Here is a 14903-nt window from a genome sequence, read left to right as displayed (position 1 = left end):
ATGCCACAAGGGCGTGACAGCCCAGATCCATCATATCGGCAAGATGTGATATTCTTCGCGGATGAGGTGCGTGCCACGCAGGACCGCCCCGGTCCTGCCGTCAATGGAGACCTCATCTCCAAACCCGAGACGGATGCCCCCGATCTCACAATATTGCCCGGTATCGTACACCCGCAAGGCCTTGCAGCCAACCACACAGGTCTTTTCGAGCCTGACGGCGACCACGGACGCATGCGATGTCTGCCCACCGCGCGAGGTCAGCAGTCCATCCGCCATATTGATGACCTTGATATCCTCCGGTACCGTATCCTGCCGGATCAGGATCAGCGGAGTGTTGGGCAGACGCCGCCGCAGATCGTTGATATTCTCTTCGGTAAAAACAGCGAGGCCTGAAAGCGCCGATCCGGACACCCCGATGCCCTGGCCAAGATGCGAAGGCACAAGTTCATCGCTGTCGACAAAGACATTGAGATGCTCTTTCTTCTTGATGGTGATCATATCCCTGGTCTGCAGGAGATAAAGATCCTCCGGATTCGGCCCTTCGAAGGTGAATTCTATCTCCTGGGGATTCCATCGTTTCTCATAGACCAGCTCCCTCGATATCTCGAGCAGGCGCGCGTATATCGCCGGGAACCGCCGTTCAAGAGTATCCTCCACCGCCCGCCCATCGAGCTGGGCCTGTTCCATCGATACGGCGCAGCTGGTAACGAGACCGGAGACGATGTCTTCGCCCTGGTCGCCATAGGCATAATCGCCCCACAGGGCAACCCGATGGACCTTGCGATACGGATGTGAGGTGAATACGACTCCGGCGCCGGCAGTATCGCTGCGATTGCCGAACACCATGGCCTGGACGATGACCGCAGTTCCCCAGGCATCGGAGACATCCATGATCTTGCGGTAATCGATGGCCTTGTCGGTACCCCAGGAATCGAGCACCAGCTCGATCGCATTTACCAGCTGCAACCAGGGGTCGTCAGGAATCCCAAGGCCCCGCTTGCGGATCAGTTTCTGATACGACAGGGCCAGTTCCCGCATCTGTTCCGGCGAAAAATGCCTTTTCAGACTGACCTGATGCTTGGCCTTGGCCTCATCCATCAGGACCTGAAAATCCTCCCGCTCCATACCGGACACCATCGCCCATGACTGCAGGAACCTGCGGTAATTGTCCCAGGCGAGGTAGGCATTGTCGTGGCGCTCGACATACTCCTCGATCAGATCCTCGTTGAACCCGACATTGTGGACGGTGGCCATCATGCCCGGCATCGAGATCGCCCCGCCACTGCGGACGGAGAGGAGCAGGGGCGCATCGGGGGAACCGAAGACCTTGCCGGTCAGCCGTTCGACCTCGTTGAGCGAGGACCTGATCCGGCGCATGAAATCTTCACGGGCCTGGGAGAAACCGAAGACGACTTCGCGACAGCGAAATACCTCGGTGGTGATGACAAAGGCCGGCGGCACCGGCTTGCCGTCCGATATCAGGGTGGCGAGATTGTACCCCTTGTTGCCGAGATGAATGAGATTGTGGGTGAACGGGTTGAGCCGATGCAGCAGGGAAACGGCCTTGTCGGGATTATAGGTCATCAACAGATCGAGACGGTTCTGGTCGAGGATGGTCTTCTGATTCTCCAGGGTCTGGATAATGCGCAGGATGAAGTTGTCGAGATGCTGCAAGCCGAAGGTCGAGGCGATCAGATCACGGAAAAAGGCTTCCGACAACCGTTGCACCGAAGTACCGATCTCACCCTCATCGTACAGGCTCATGAATTTCGGCAGCAGGTTCTTCCGGCCGATCTGAGGAATGATCAACGACAGATTGTTCTGGTGAATATTGGTGTAGTAGGCATAGATGATGTCTTTGACTCCTTCCGAGAGGCCGCGGAAGATATCGAGGTACTGGGTGTAGGAGAAGCGCCGCACCTTGAGCGAGCTCGAGAGCAGCGACAGGTAGGTGTTGAGCCGGCGGGAGCTGATGCCGTCGATCCGCAGGGCCTGCATGAACAGCTTGATCGACCTGACGATGCTGAAGAACGTGGCCTGGGTGATGAAGGTCAGGTTGACGGTGACCGAAAGTTTCTCCAGGTAGATATTGGCCAGGTTCTCCAGCCTGAAGGTCAGGCTCAGGGCGTCGAATTTCCTTTCCTTGTACCTGCCGTAGACGGAGGGGATGTCGACCGCGATATGACGTTTGTAATAAATATCCTCCCGCGCCTCGAATTTCTCCGGTGACAGGATGATCTCCTTCAACCCCTCGAGACTGTCGAGCAGGGCCTCGAGACAGCTTTCGGTGTCATCGTGCTGAAGATTGACCAGTAGTTTTTCCATCTCCGGAAAACCGTCATGGACGGCTTGGATCAGTTCCGACCGCAGCTCCTCGAAGCCGAGCATGTACTTCTTGTACAGGAGCCTGTACATCTTGACCAGGAGTTCGAAGCGGCGGACCTCAGCGGCTTCGATATCCTCCTGCCGCCTGAGAAACTGTGTTACGGCCTCCTGGTCAACCGCCAGCAGATCGCTGATCCGCCTGAACGACATCTCGTCCCAGAGCCGCTGGACGAGCAGACGCTGACCATCGACGAACGGTCCATTGACCTGCACCTGATTAAATACTTCGACCGGAAGAAAAGGGTGGAGCAGGTTTTTGTCCCCGGTCTTCCAGAACAGAAAGATCGCCTGGATGAAGTCGACGATCAGGTTGGAACTCTCGACATGACCCTGCTTGCGCAGGAAATGGATCAGGACATCCTTGCGCCGGTGAATCTCGTCGAGTTCAGTCGAGACATCCCGCAATTCCCCTTCCGACCCGATCTCGTTGTAAAAGACCGGCATCAGCTTGGTGAACTGCTTGGCCAGGTTGTAGATCGGCTCGATCGGATGGTTCAGCAGTTCAGTGATGTCACGCTGGAACAGATCGGTATCCTTGACGCAGGTGCCGGACAGTTTCAGATGGATGATGAGCGCGGAAAACAGCGTCGAACACCATTTCGGCTCGCGCATGATCAGATGCAGCCACACCCTGATATTGCTGAGATGGGCAGGGTTGGCCAGCGGCTGCCAGTCTTCGTCGACCCCTCTGACATTGGCATGCTGGAAACCAAACCGCACCACTCCCCAGAGAAAGGCTTCAACCATCCGGCTGTTGCCGCGATCGAAGACTTCACCGCCAAGAACCTGGATGCATTGCAGCGAGGTATGCGGGTATTTGCGAACGTTGACCTTGAGCAGTTTGAAGGTGATGAGCAGGAACTCTTCGATCTCTTCGAAACTCTGCTGGCGAATCAGTTGGACCAAGCTGCGGTTGATTTCCCGCAGCATCTCCTCATGGATCAGGTGCAGACCGGCCGTATCCATGATTTTAAAAAGAAACAACAACTTGTCGTTTTCGACGCCCGGATCCAGGGCGGAGGGTTGCCCCTCTCCCGGCCGCCCATCCCCCATATGCTCGACCAGCAGGTTCGGTATTTCACGGTAATACTTGACGATATCGATCCCAGCCGGAAGATCCAGGACGCATCGCAAGCTGCCGATCGGATCCTTCTCGAAATCAAGCCCTTCCACCGTCGCCAGGTGCCCCCTGAGGGTTTCATGGGAAATCCTGGCAAAAATCCCACCGAACCGGAAGTCTTCCGCCTTTATGCCGCAGCGATCGAGGAACCATGGCAGCGGATCGTCCTCCTGCAACCAGGAGAGGTAGGTCTTCTGCTGGACTGTTCGGGCGAATTCGGCGAGCGGCAGGAAATCGAATGACGATGTGTTGTCACCCGCCAGCTCAAGGATGCGGCCGGCGAACTTCTTGATCGGATGCTGGCCATGGACGATATGCGTCAGGAGAAGATTTTCTTCTTCTCCTTCCTCTCCGAGCCGGCGCAGCAGCTCGTTCAGAGGCTCGGCAAACCGGGGGATACTGTTCTCGTCAAGCAGTGAAACGATCTTCTCCAGCCACAGGATCAAGGCGCCGGCCGTCTGGTCGAGAAGGCCGGGACTGCGGCGGGAATCCTCCACGACGCCGAGGAAAATCCGGGAAAACAGCCGAAATGACTCAGGGCCCTGGGGGTGGGCGATGAAATGGTTGCTGTTTTTGAGGACAAAACTGCGGAGTTGGGGAAGGATCAGGTTCCAGTTCCGGAATGGATGGCAGATCTCGTACAGCAGCTTCTCGAGATTGGCATGGATCCCCCTGTATTTCCGGACAACCTCGAGGAGCAGTCGCAGGTCATCGGCGATCACCACCTCACCGGCGGTCTCCAGCAGGTTCGCCCGCAGGGCGTCGGATTCGATATCAAGTTCGATATTCAACGTTTCCACCATGACATTTCACAGGAACAAGGCCGGGGGGGTGCCCCTCCGGCCCAACCGTTCGCGGGACCCCATCTCCCTGACGCCAGGCCTGTCTTCTCAGAGAAGCCTGGCGATTCCCGGGATGATCCGGAACTACAGCAGCTTGTTCGCCTCCATATGGAGGATCAGATCGAGCATGCGATTGGAGTATCCCCATTCGTTGTCGTACCAGCTCATGACCTTGACCGACTTGCCGATGACCTTCGTGCACTTGCCATCGACTGTCGACGAGTGGCTGTCCCCCTTGAAGTCGATGGAGACGAGCGGCAGATCGGTATAGCCGAGATAGCGGTTCGCCGCCTCGCGCAGGGCCTGGTTGACCTCATTGACAGTCGTCTCCCTCTCGACCTCCATGACCACATCGACAATGGACACTGTCGGGGTCGGCACCCGGATGGCCAGACCATCAAATTTCCCCTTGAGTTCCGGTATGACCAGAGAGACCGCTGCCGCCGCCCCGGTCTTGGTCGGGATCATCGACAGGCCGGCCGCCCGCGCCCGGCGCAGGTCGGAGTGCGGGAAATCGAGCAGGCGCTGATCCCCGGTGTAGGCGTGGACGGTCGTCATCAGGCCCCTCTGAATGCCGAAGTTGTCAAGAATGACCTTGGCTACCGGGGCCAGGCAATTGGTAGTGCAGGAGGCATTGGAAACGATATGATGGACGGTGGTATCGTATTCGTCCTCGTTGACTCCCATCACGAACGTCTTCACCCCTCCTTTCGCCGGCGCGGAGATGATGACCTTGCTCGCACCGGCATCAATATGGGCCTGAGCCGAATCACTGTCGACAAAAAAACCTGTACATTCGGCAACATAATCAACTCCGGCATCTCCCCAGGCGATATCGGCGGGATTGCGATGGCTGGTGACGGCGATATGCCGCCCGTCGACGATGATGCCTTTGTCATCGGCGGCGACCTCCTTCTCATACGTCCCCATCACCGAATCGTACTTCAACAGGTGGGCCAGGGTGGCATTGTCGGTAAGGTCGTTGATTGCCATGACTTCGACCTCGGCAAAGGCCGCATCCCTGCTGATGGCCCTGAAAATGTTTCTGCCAATGCGGCCGAAGCCGTTGATTCCGATTCGTATAGTCATATCTATCTCCTGTTATTCAAAGTGATTTCCGGGGTCAAGTCCGGATTGTCGGCCACCGATACGGACGCGCTCATCCAACGCTGCAGCCGGGCCTTTTCATAGAGTCGCTGATAGGCCTTCATGACCTGATCCCAGGTATGCCGTTCCTGGATGCGCAGAACTGCATCTCTCTGCATCCGTCGCATCCGTTGCGGCTTCCCGAAGAGGACGATGGCGCGTTCGAGTGCCTCCTGCAGGTCGGCTATCCCTCCGCGATAAGCGATGCCGGTCTTGCCGTCGACAACCTTGACCAAGCCCCCGACATGATGCACGATCGGAATGCTGCCGAACAGCTGGGCGATATAATCGGTGAGCCCGCAGGGTTCGTACCGTGAGGGAATGACGAAGAAATCTCCAGCCGCATAGACCTGGTTGGCGCCCAATGGGCTGTAGCCCCGGAAAAAGCAGACCCTTCCGGCCAGCCCCTTCGTTTCCGCCAGGGATCGCAGTCTTTCCTCCTCGCCCCTGTCGCCGCTGCCGAGAAAGAGCATCTGGCATTGTGGATGGCGGCGCAGAAAGCTCACAAGCGCGGCGATGAGAATATCGATCCCTTTCTGCTCGCTGAGACGGCCGATGAACGTAAAAAGCGGGATTTCGCTGTTGTTTTCCAAGGTGCCGATTATTTCGAGCCCACCCGTCGGCGCTCTCCTGCGCACTGCGTCAAGAAGCGCGGTCTTGCACATTTTTTTCCCGGCGAGCGCGTCGGCAGGGTCTGCCGGATCAAAAGCCGCGGCAATACCGGCCTTTTTCGGGTCAGACGGATTGAAATCCGCCGGATCGATGCCGTTGGTGACCCCTTCGATGACCACCCCGCGATCAGCAAGGAGATGACCGAGCCAGCCGGTATTCTGATCATCATCCGTTTCCTGGAGTTCGCGGGCATAATTCTCGCTGACGGTATTGAGCAGGGCATAGGGGCCGGCGGCGAGAAACGGGTCGAAGGCCGCAGCCAGACAGTTCGATTCGATGAAGCGTAGCGGCAGGCCGGTAATGGCATGGGCGAAGGGTAAGTCGGCCACCTCCTGATGGTAACCGACCCCGGCGTTGTGTATGGTCACCAGACAACCGGTCCGGCGAAAATAACTTCTGTAGCCGGGGCACTCGTTGATCAGCGCCGGGACCAGCGCCGTATGACCATCATGGCAGTGAATGACATCAGGGCGCTCATCAAGCAGCATCATCAGTTCCAGAGCCCCTTTCTGCAGCAGGACGTTCATCGCAAAATAGTCGATATGTCCCTTGCCCGCCTGTTTCCAACTCTCATCGACCTCTTCCCGGAGGGTATAGGTGTACACATCCATCTTCTCCCGGAATCGGTTCGACTCCAGCAGATACACCGTCACCCCTCCCAGCCTGCAGGTCCAAACCCGAACATCCTCCCGTCGTTCCAGACCGACATAGTTCATATCGACTGTGAACAGGAGCGGACGCCGAACGAGGTTGTCCTGCAGCGGCCTGCACTCGAATTTCGCCGGATCGATAAACCCATAGAAGGGCAGCACCACCCGGACATCGCAGCCCGCCACTGCGGCGAAACTTTCGGCCAACTGCTTGCTGACGTCTTTGACGCCTCCCGCTCCGGCAATTTCGCCGTATTCCCTGGTCAGCATCCATATCTTGCGAATGGTCTGTGCCTGTACGTTGTTTCTTTTCATTTCTCAACGGCCTGCGCACTTTGCCGGAGGAGGTGGTCGAGCAGCGTCAGGCGGACCATGGCCTCGCATACCGGAATAATCCGCGGGATCGCTGAGATGTCATGCCTCCCCCCGACCTTGATAGTGACCGCCTCTCCGGCACGGTTGATTGTCGTCTGCTCAATGGCGATGGAGGGGATCGGCTTCACCGCCACCCGCATCACCAGTTCCTGTCCACTCGAGATACCGGCAAGCACGCCGCCGGCATTGTTGCTCGCAAAACCTGATGTACAGATACTATCATTGTTTTCCGATCCCAGCAAATCGGCGGCGGCGAAACCGGCGCCGAACTCGACTCCCTTGACGGCGCCGATCGACATCAGGCCATGCGCCAGATCCGCTTCGAGCTTGTCGAATACCGGTTCGCCGAGACCGGGGGGACAACTTCCCCGTATCTCGACGATGCCGCCGACCGTGTCTCCCCGGCCGCGAACCTCCCTGACGCGCTGTTCCATCCGTTGAGCCGCTTCCGGGTCCGGGCAGCAATAGGGATTGTCATGGATGGTCGCCATATCACGACGCGCAATCCGGATACCGCCAAGGGCGATGGTACAGGCGACGACCTCGATGCCATGCTGCGCCAGGACCTGAGCGGCAACCGCTCCGGCGGCCACCCGGGCGGCGGTCTCCCGCGCCGAGGCCCGCCCGCCGCCGCGATGATCACGGATCCCGTATTTCGCCTGGTAGGTAAAGTCGCCATGCCCCGGACGAAAGACATCCCGCAGGTTGTCATACGACTTCGAATGGGCATCCTTGTTGAAAATCACCAGGGAAATCGGGGTCCCGGTTGTTCTCGGCGCTCCCTCTCCCTCGGGAGTGAAAACGCCGGACAGGATTTCGATTGTGTCCGGCTCTTTCCGCGGGCTCGAGGCCCCGCCCTGGCCGGGACGTCTTCTCGCCATTTCTCTCTGGATTTTTTCGAGGTCCAGAGCGATACCGGAAGGACAGCCGTCGATGACCGCCCCTATCGCCGTGCCATGGGATTCACCCCAGGTCGTGACCCGAAAGACCTGCCCGAATGTATTACCTGCCATCACTCCACTCCATCGCCTTGTCGCCGGCGGCATTTCCCAGGGACCACTGACACGCTCTCCACCCGGAAAATCTATTTGCATATGCTATCAGCATCATCCATTCTCAATACTCAATACTCAATACTCAATACATTCTTCTTATTCTATGCTGATGCCGGGCCCTGTCAAGCCAAGAGATAAGAATATCAAATATCTATCTGATAATCTGCAATAAAATTTGACAGCAGGAGACTCGAACCTATATTCCAGGTCTGGGACGTTGACTGTGAAGAAGAAAAACCATATATTGAGTATTATTGAAAATCATGACCTTGACATTGTAATCCGCACCTTCTCAATCGGTCGTTGTTCCTTTCGTTTTGAAGGTTCCGAGACCGATCTCACTTTTTCCACAAGAGTCCTGCCTGAACCATTACCTCCGGAGCGTACATGCAGAGCGGCCGACTGTCAGTCTCCTCCAGGCGTCACATGGAACTGATCGATATTACTGACGAGATAAAATCATTGCTGAAGCCTGGCGCGATCGGCATGGGTCTGCTTTATCTCTTCAATCCCCACACCACCGCCGGACTCACCGTCAACGAAGGGGCGGATCCAGCGGTTCGGGAGGACATCATAGCCGGTCTTTCAGCGTTCATCCCCGCGAGCTTACCGTTCAAACACGCCGAAGGCAACTCTCCCGCCCATATCATGGCCTCGCTGATCGGTTCTTCCCTCACCCTCTTCGTCGAGAACGGGCGGCTTGTTCTCGGCCAATGGCAGCGGGTTTTTTTCTGTGAATTCGACGGTCCCCGCAATCGTCACATCCTCTGGCGTTTCGCCGCAAACCTCTCATAAGAATGTACCATGGACAACAGCGCATTATCACCGTCCCAGATCTGTTTCGGTCTTGATCTCGAACTCGATCGCCGCTCTTTTTCCTGTTTTCTGCAACTTGCCGGCAACAGAGAATTCGCCGACATCCTCGCGGCACGCGTCGACAGCGACGAAATCGAGCAGTTTGTCGACATGTTCACCGGGCTGCTGCGAAAGCATATTTCCGAATCCGAATACCATCATCATTTCCTCCACGACGATTCCCATCACCATGATGAGAGCGAGGGGTAGACAGTGGCCGGACATACGCTAATCGATCTTCGCAGTTTTCTCGACCTGCTGCAGCGTGAAAACGAACTTCTCGTCATCGATGAAGAAGTCGATCCTCACCTGGAAATCGCCGAAATTCACCGACGGATTATTGCCAGAGGAGGCCCGGCTCTCCTCTTCACCAAGGTCAGAAACTCGCGGTTTCCAGTCACGACCAACCTCTTCGGAACAGCGAAAAGGCTGGAACTGGCCTTTGGTCGACGACCGCAGCATTTCGTCAAGGGAGTTGTCGATCTCGCCGAATCGATCATGCCGCTTTCGATCGGCAAGGTCTGGCAACATCGCAATCTCCTGCTCGAAGGACTCAGAATTGGTCTCAAAACCTCGTCGACCGGACCGATTCTTGAAAACTGCCAGATACCACCCCGCCTCAGCAGCCTGCCGCTCCTCACATCCTGGCATTCGGATGCAGGCCCGTTCGTCACGCTCCCGCTCGTCTATACCGAGCACCCCGGCGGGCGCGGCCACAATCTCGGCATGTACCGCATCCAACGGCATGATGACCAGACGACGGGCATCCACTGGCAGATCCACAAAGGCGGCGGGTATCATTATTTCGAAGCTGAGAAATTGAACCAGCCGCTGCCGCTGACACTGTATGTCGGCGGCCCGCCTGCCCTTATCCTGTCGGCAATCGCGCCCCTGCCCGAAGATATCCCCGAACTGATCCTGACGTCACTGCTATTGGGGTCGAAGCTGCAGATGACGCGAGATCCGCGCGGCGGCCATGACCTGGTGTCCCATGTCGAATTTGCGATCAAGGGCGTGGTGCCGCCGCACGAGCGGAGATCGGAAGGTCCCTTTGGCGACCACTACGGCTACAACTCGCTGCAGCATGACTATCCCGTTTTCAAGATCAGCCATATCTACCACCGGGACAAGGCAATCTACCCGGCCACCGTCGTCGGCAGGCCACGGCAGGAAGATTTCTTTATCGGCGATTTCCTCCAGGACCTGCTGTCTCCGCTATTCCCACTGGTTATGAAAGGTGTGCGCGAGTTGAAAACGTTCGGCGAGACCGGCTTCCACTGTCTCGCCGCCGCCCGCGTCAGCGACCGTTATCCGCGTGAGGCGTTTGCCAGCGGGCTCAGGGTACTTGGGGAAGGACAACTCTCTCTGACAAAGTTCCTCATTGTCACCGACGGCGACATCGACATCACGGACTTTTCAATTCTCTGGCCCCATGTCCTCGAACGAGTTCAATGGGAGCAGGATCTCTTCATCTTCGCCAACGTTTCCCAGGACACCCTCGACTATACCGGACCATCGGTCAACAAGGGCTCGAAAGCGATGCTGATGGGACTGGGGAAGGAAAAATGCCGCGAGCTCCCGCGTACATTTTCCGGCAATCTGCCCCCGGGGTGTTCGAAGCCGCATGTCTATCTGCCGGGGACACTGATCCTTGAGGGGATCGCCTACGCAACCGACCCGACACTTGCCGCCACGGTCGCCGACTGGGCCGATCTGCGCGAATGGCCTTTTATCCTGGTCGTCGATGATACAGACGAGGCCACCGGTTCGATGCAGGAATTTCTTTGGACTTTTTTCACCCGATTCGAACCCGCCGCCGACATCCATGCCTCAGCCGTCACCATGAATCGGTTCCATGTCGGCCTGCAACCGCCTGTCGTCGTCGACTGCCGGATGAAACCCTGGTACACCGACGTGCTCGAAGTGGACGAAGAAACGAAAAAACTCGTTGATTCAAGATTTGTTAAAATGATTCCGAAGACATGGCGATGAACGATCCGGTACGACTGCAAAAGTTCCTGTCGCAGTGCGGCCTCGCCTCACGTCGGAAGGCAGAGGAGATGATCAAGGCGGGAAGGGTTCAGGTTGATGGGGCCATTATCACCGATATGGGATACAAGATCATCCCCGGTCAAAATATCATCAAGTGCGACGGCCAGCCTCTCTCTCCCCGGAACAGGCTGACCTACATTCTCCTCAACAAACCCAAGGGCTACGTAACCACCCTGTCCGATCCCCAGGGCAGGCCGATTGTGACATCCCTCCTGACAGGAATTTCCGAACGGGTATTTCCGGTCGGCAGACTCGACCTGGATACCGAGGGAGCGCTTATCCTGACAAACGATGGGGCATTTGCACAGAAGGTACAGCATCCGAGCCATGAAGTCACCAAGACATACGAAGCTCTTGTCGCCGGCCATCCGTCCAAAGACCAACTTGCACAACTGGAAAACGGGGTTCTCGTTGAAGGGAAGATCACTTCGCCGGCTGAATTGACAGTTTTAAAAAAAATAAAACACGCCACACTGGTCCAAATCACCATCCATGAAGGTAGAAAACGACAGGTAAGGAAAATGTTTGAAGCCGTCGCTCACCCCGTTCTACATCTGAAGCGGATTGCCTATGGTTGTCTGCGATTGCACCGCTTGCCTAGCGGAAAATTCAGGTTGCTCAACTCCGGAGATCTGGAAAAAATATTTTTAAAATTCCCTTTACAAACTAAAAAATAGCTGATTAAATCTAAACAGTTAGATAGGAGCTTGGTGAAATATTCAGCAATCCGTGCTGTATTTTACTGATTATATTCAATAAATACTTGAACTTCTGTTTATCGACGATTAACGAGTGAACTTTATTTGGCTTTTTCGCTGACCGCCACACTGAAAAACAGCCTTTTTCAGTACCACCCCATGTTCGGGGGCGCAATTCGACTTCCGGAAAACAGGAGAAAGGTATGAACAAATCAGAACTCATCGAAGCTCTGGCACAGGAAATCAATATACCTCATCGCGAGGCTGCCGCGATCACCAACACCATCATCAATACAATGACGGAAGCACTGGCCAATGGCGAGAGTATCGAGATACGGGGGTTCGGCAGCTTTGTCATCAAGAAATATGATTCATACGAAGGACGCAATCCCAAAACCGGCAAAAAGATCAAGGTCAAACCGAAAAAATTGCCATTTTTCAAAGTCGGCAAGGACCTGAGAGAGCAGGTCAACGCCAACAAAAAATAATCGCAGGATCACGAACGACGATTTTCTTACTGAGTCGCGATTTTCAACCCGCTCGCACATTCACCCCTCGGTGCCTGTCGCAACAATCTCTCCGACCAGATCATATACATGGGCCTCGGTGATATGTACTTGAACAATATCACCGGGGTTTGCTACACCATCGACGATATAGACACAGCCATCGACATCCGGGGCCTGAAATCGAGTCCGCCCCTCCAAGAGCAGTTCGGTTTCGCTGCTGAGCCCTTCGATCAAGACAGGTTCCACACGACCTATATATTTCTGCTGCACCTGAGCGGATATATCTGCCTGAACATTTAACAGATGCTGGCGCCGCGCATCCTTTTCCTGTTCCGAGCACTGTTCTGGAAAATACTCCGACGCACATCCTTCCTCGTTTGAGTAGGCAAAGATTCCTACGTGATCGAAGCGCATTTCGCGGAGAAATTGTTCAAGGAGGAGAACATCCGCCTCCTTCTCTCCGGGAAAGCCAACAAGAAGCGTGGTCCGCAAGGCGATCGCCGGTAGCCTGGAACGGATTTTTCCTACAAGGCTGCAGAGATCTTCCCTCGAGTACCGCCGATTCATCGCCGCGAGGATCGGCGTACTCGCATGTTGTATCGGAATGTCAAGATATGGCACAATTCTCGGCTCATCCACCATGATGTCCAGCAGGTCGTCATCGACTCCGGACGGATACAGATACATCAGTCTCACCCAGGGGATTGTTGTGGCAGCGAGTAGAAGTTCAAGCAGTGAGCGCAGATTTTCCTTTTTATCCTGATCGGTCCCAAACGCAGTGAGATCCTGAGCGATCAGCGACAGTTCTTTCACCCCCTTGTCCTGCAGAAAGAGGGCCTCACGAACAAGATCTGCCATGCCCCGGCTTCGGAGGCGGCCACGGATAGCCGGGATCATGCAATAAGAACACCTGTTGTTACACCCTTCTGTAACCTTTAAAAAAGAGCGGAAATGAGGAGTCGTCAGAATTCGTGAATGGGTACTGTCGGGAAGATGAGGCGATGGGAGGTCAATCCGGACCGAGGGACGGCCACGCAACAGCGCCTCGAAATATCCTGCCATATCCTTACCGCCCTCAGTGCCGATAAAAAGATCAACCTCCGGCAGTTCAGGCAGCAGCTGGTCTTTATAACGCTGCACCAGGCAACCGACAACGACCAGTTTTTTATCGGGAAATTCCGTCTTCACCTTCACCAGCTGCAGAATTTCATCAACCGCCTCTTCCACGGCAGACTGGATAAAACCGCAGGTGTTGATCAACAATATCTGCGCGGAAGATGCGTCTTCGACGATCTTCCATCCTGCCTGAACCAAAGAGCCGAGGATGACCTCCGAATCAACGAGATTCTTGGCGCATCCAAGACTCACGATGTATACAGTTCGTTGCATATTAGACCACGGCAAATATATCTTCTGAAACAAGAGCCTGTGTCAGTCTCTTATTGATTTCCTGAAAATGCCGGTCTTTGAATCCAGGCTGCCATCTTTCCCCCAGGAGTTCATCGGAAACCAGAAATAGAGCGGCAAATTCAATACATCGGAAAGTACAGACCGAGCATAGAGCGGAATATTCCATATCGACGCCAAGAACGTTGTCATCTCGCCAGAGTTTGTGCAGCAAGGCTCGACTCTCCCGATACGGCGCATCAGTTGACCAGATTCTTCCTGACACGGGCGCGAGACCTTGGTCGGACGCCAATTGCGACAGCATGTCCGATAGTCTGCTCGAGGGAGCAGCCGGAACCTCGGTCTGGTAATACTGTGAAGTTCCCTCTCCAGATAACGGGTTCCCGCCGATCACGACATCGCCGATCTTGAGTTCCGGCGACAGGGCGCCGCACCAACTGAGCATAAAAATACGTTCGACCCCAAGGACAATCAATTTTTCTACCACCATGGCCGCTATCGGTGCACCAACGGCAGGTCCGGCAACACAGTAACGATTGGCATTGACCGAAACCTTTGAATGGGGAAATTTTCTCATTTCGCCTCCCAGTTCAACAACCAGGGAGTGGCCGAGAGCAGCCTCGTTCGGATTGATGAGAAGTATCCCTGTGGGCGGAAGGGCTTTCTCATGTTTGCCCCGTCTCGGGGTGATTATCGCATCATCTTTCCAGGCTTCCATCTTGTCAGCAATCATTTCAGCACACTTGAATATAAACACAAAAAGGGCCGCAGATTTCTCTGCGGCCCTTTTTGTCCAACTTTTTTCAACAACTACTCTTTAACTTATCCAAGCAACGGGTTTGCATACAGAAGAATCAGGGAAATAACCAGTCCATAAATTGCAATCGACTCGGCAAGAGCCATGCCAAGAATCATGAACACCATCAACTTCGGCTGTACTTCGGGATTTCTTGCCAACCCCATTGTCGCACCCTGACCAACAGAACCGATACCGATACCGGCACCAAGACCGGCAAGGCCGATAGAGAGGGCTGCACCGATACAAATCAACGCCAACTGAATGTTACCTTCCATTTTTTTTCTCCTTTAAAAATTATATATGTTTGGCCTTCTTCCTAAAAACCTGACGTTTTGCAT

At 55.3% G+C, this 14903-nt stretch carries 12 protein-coding genes; 5 read left to right on the top strand and 7 right to left on the bottom strand.

Annotated elements, in window-relative coordinates; genetic code table 11:
- Nucleotides 1–30 precede the first annotated feature (30 nt).
- The 4 genes from HNQ81_RS03155 to aroC form a co-directional block, all read right to left on the bottom strand.
- A complete protein-coding gene (locus HNQ81_RS03155; protein ID WP_183348249.1) occupies nt 31–4308 on the bottom strand; it encodes a PEP/pyruvate-binding domain-containing protein in 4278 nt (1425 codons plus the stop codon).
- Between the two features lie 123 nt (nt 4309–4431).
- Nucleotides 4432–5436 carry a type I glyceraldehyde-3-phosphate dehydrogenase gene (gene gap, locus HNQ81_RS03150; RefSeq protein WP_183348247.1) on the bottom strand — a complete coding sequence of 335 codons (1005 nt, stop codon included), beginning with the start codon at nt 5434–5436 and terminating at the stop codon, nt 4432–4434.
- Between the two features lie 2 nt (nt 5437–5438).
- Complete coding sequence (locus HNQ81_RS03145) at nt 5439–7130, bottom strand: glycogen synthase (RefSeq protein WP_240191624.1); 1692 nt, start codon at nt 7128–7130, stop codon at nt 5439–5441.
- Nucleotides 7127–8203, bottom strand: a complete 1077-nt coding sequence (aroC, locus tag HNQ81_RS03140) for a chorismate synthase (RefSeq protein WP_183348239.1) — start codon at nt 8201–8203, stop codon at nt 7127–7129. The genes HNQ81_RS03145 and aroC overlap by 4 nt, the downstream gene beginning before the upstream one ends.
- Nucleotides 8204–8632: 429 nt before the next feature.
- Here aroC and HNQ81_RS03135 point away from each other — a divergent pair, with 429 nt between their 5' ends.
- The 5 genes from HNQ81_RS03135 to HNQ81_RS03115 all read left to right on the top strand — a co-directional run bounded on the left by HNQ81_RS03135 (nt 8633) and on the right by HNQ81_RS03115 (nt 12338).
- Nucleotides 8633–9040, top strand: coding sequence for a secondary thiamine-phosphate synthase enzyme YjbQ (locus HNQ81_RS03135; protein ID WP_183348230.1), 408 nt, complete (start codon nt 8633–8635; stop codon nt 9038–9040).
- Between the two features lie 9 nt (nt 9041–9049).
- Nucleotides 9050–9310 carry a hypothetical protein gene (locus HNQ81_RS03130; RefSeq protein WP_183348228.1) on the top strand — a complete coding sequence of 87 codons (261 nt, stop codon included), beginning with the start codon at nt 9050–9052 and terminating at the stop codon, nt 9308–9310.
- Between the two features lie 3 nt (nt 9311–9313).
- Entirely contained in the window at nt 9314–11092 is a 1779-nt protein-coding gene (locus HNQ81_RS03125; protein WP_183348226.1) for a UbiD family decarboxylase, read from the top strand.
- Nucleotides 11089–11829, top strand: a complete 741-nt coding sequence (locus HNQ81_RS03120) for a pseudouridine synthase (RefSeq protein WP_183348224.1) — start codon at nt 11089–11091, stop codon at nt 11827–11829. Before HNQ81_RS03125 ends, HNQ81_RS03120 begins: the two co-directional genes overlap by 4 nt.
- Nucleotides 11830–12053: 224 nt before the next feature.
- Nucleotides 12054–12338 carry an HU family DNA-binding protein gene (locus tag HNQ81_RS03115; protein WP_183348222.1) on the top strand — a complete coding sequence of 95 codons (285 nt, stop codon included), beginning with the start codon at nt 12054–12056 and terminating at the stop codon, nt 12336–12338.
- A 60-nt stretch (nt 12339–12398) separates the two neighbouring features.
- Here the strand turns inward: HNQ81_RS03115 and rimO are convergent, their stop codons facing one another.
- The 3 genes from rimO to atpE all read right to left on the bottom strand — a co-directional run bounded on the left by rimO (nt 12399) and on the right by atpE (nt 14840).
- Entirely contained in the window at nt 12399–13748 is a 1350-nt protein-coding gene (rimO, locus tag HNQ81_RS03110) for a 30S ribosomal protein S12 methylthiotransferase RimO (RefSeq protein ID WP_183348220.1), read from the bottom strand.
- A 1-nt stretch (nt 13749) separates the two neighbouring features.
- The gene (locus tag HNQ81_RS03105; protein WP_183348218.1) at nt 13750–14499 is read right to left on the bottom strand and encodes a nucleoside phosphorylase; all 750 of its coding nucleotides are present in this window, start codon (nt 14497–14499) and stop codon (nt 13750–13752) included.
- An 89-nt stretch (nt 14500–14588) separates the two neighbouring features.
- Nucleotides 14589–14840, bottom strand: coding sequence for an ATP synthase F0 subunit C (atpE, locus tag HNQ81_RS03100; RefSeq protein ID WP_035225754.1), 252 nt, complete (start codon nt 14838–14840; stop codon nt 14589–14591).
- Nucleotides 14841–14903 lie beyond the last annotated feature (63 nt).

The organism is Desulfoprunum benzoelyticum (assembly GCF_014201505.1).
Taxonomy (GTDB): domain Bacteria; phylum Desulfobacterota; class Desulfobulbia; order Desulfobulbales; family Desulfocapsaceae; genus Desulfoprunum; species Desulfoprunum benzoelyticum.
Note: the sequence above shows the minus strand (reverse complement) of the source record. Positions and strands in the feature narration are given on the sequence as shown.

Bases quoted from the DNA above. Each gene is read 5' to 3' on its own strand.
- HNQ81_RS03155 (WP_183348249.1), bottom strand. From the start codon at position 4,308: ATGGTGGAAACGTTGAATATCGAACTTGATATCGAATCCGACGCCCTG.
- gap (WP_183348247.1), bottom strand. From the start codon at position 5,436: ATGACTATACGAATCGGAATCAACGGCTTCGGCCGCATTGGCAGAAAC.
- HNQ81_RS03145 (WP_240191624.1), bottom strand. From the start codon at position 7,130: ATGAAAAGAAACAACGTACAGGCACAGACCATTCGCAAGATATGGATG.
- aroC (WP_183348239.1), bottom strand. From the start codon at position 8,203: ATGGCAGGTAATACATTCGGGCAGGTCTTTCGGGTCACGACCTGGGGT.
- HNQ81_RS03135 (WP_183348230.1), top strand. From the start codon at position 8,633: ATGCAGAGCGGCCGACTGTCAGTCTCCTCCAGGCGTCACATGGAACTG.
- HNQ81_RS03130 (WP_183348228.1), top strand. From the start codon at position 9,050: ATGGACAACAGCGCATTATCACCGTCCCAGATCTGTTTCGGTCTTGAT.
- HNQ81_RS03120 (WP_183348224.1), top strand. From the start codon at position 11,089: ATGAACGATCCGGTACGACTGCAAAAGTTCCTGTCGCAGTGCGGCCTC.
- HNQ81_RS03115 (WP_183348222.1), top strand. From the start codon at position 12,054: ATGAACAAATCAGAACTCATCGAAGCTCTGGCACAGGAAATCAATATA.
- rimO (WP_183348220.1), bottom strand. From the start codon at position 13,748: ATGCAACGAACTGTATACATCGTGAGTCTTGGATGCGCCAAGAATCTC.
- HNQ81_RS03105 (WP_183348218.1), bottom strand. From the start codon at position 14,499: ATGATTGCTGACAAGATGGAAGCCTGGAAAGATGATGCGATAATCACC.
- atpE (WP_035225754.1), bottom strand. From the start codon at position 14,840: ATGGAAGGTAACATTCAGTTGGCGTTGATTTGTATCGGTGCAGCCCTC.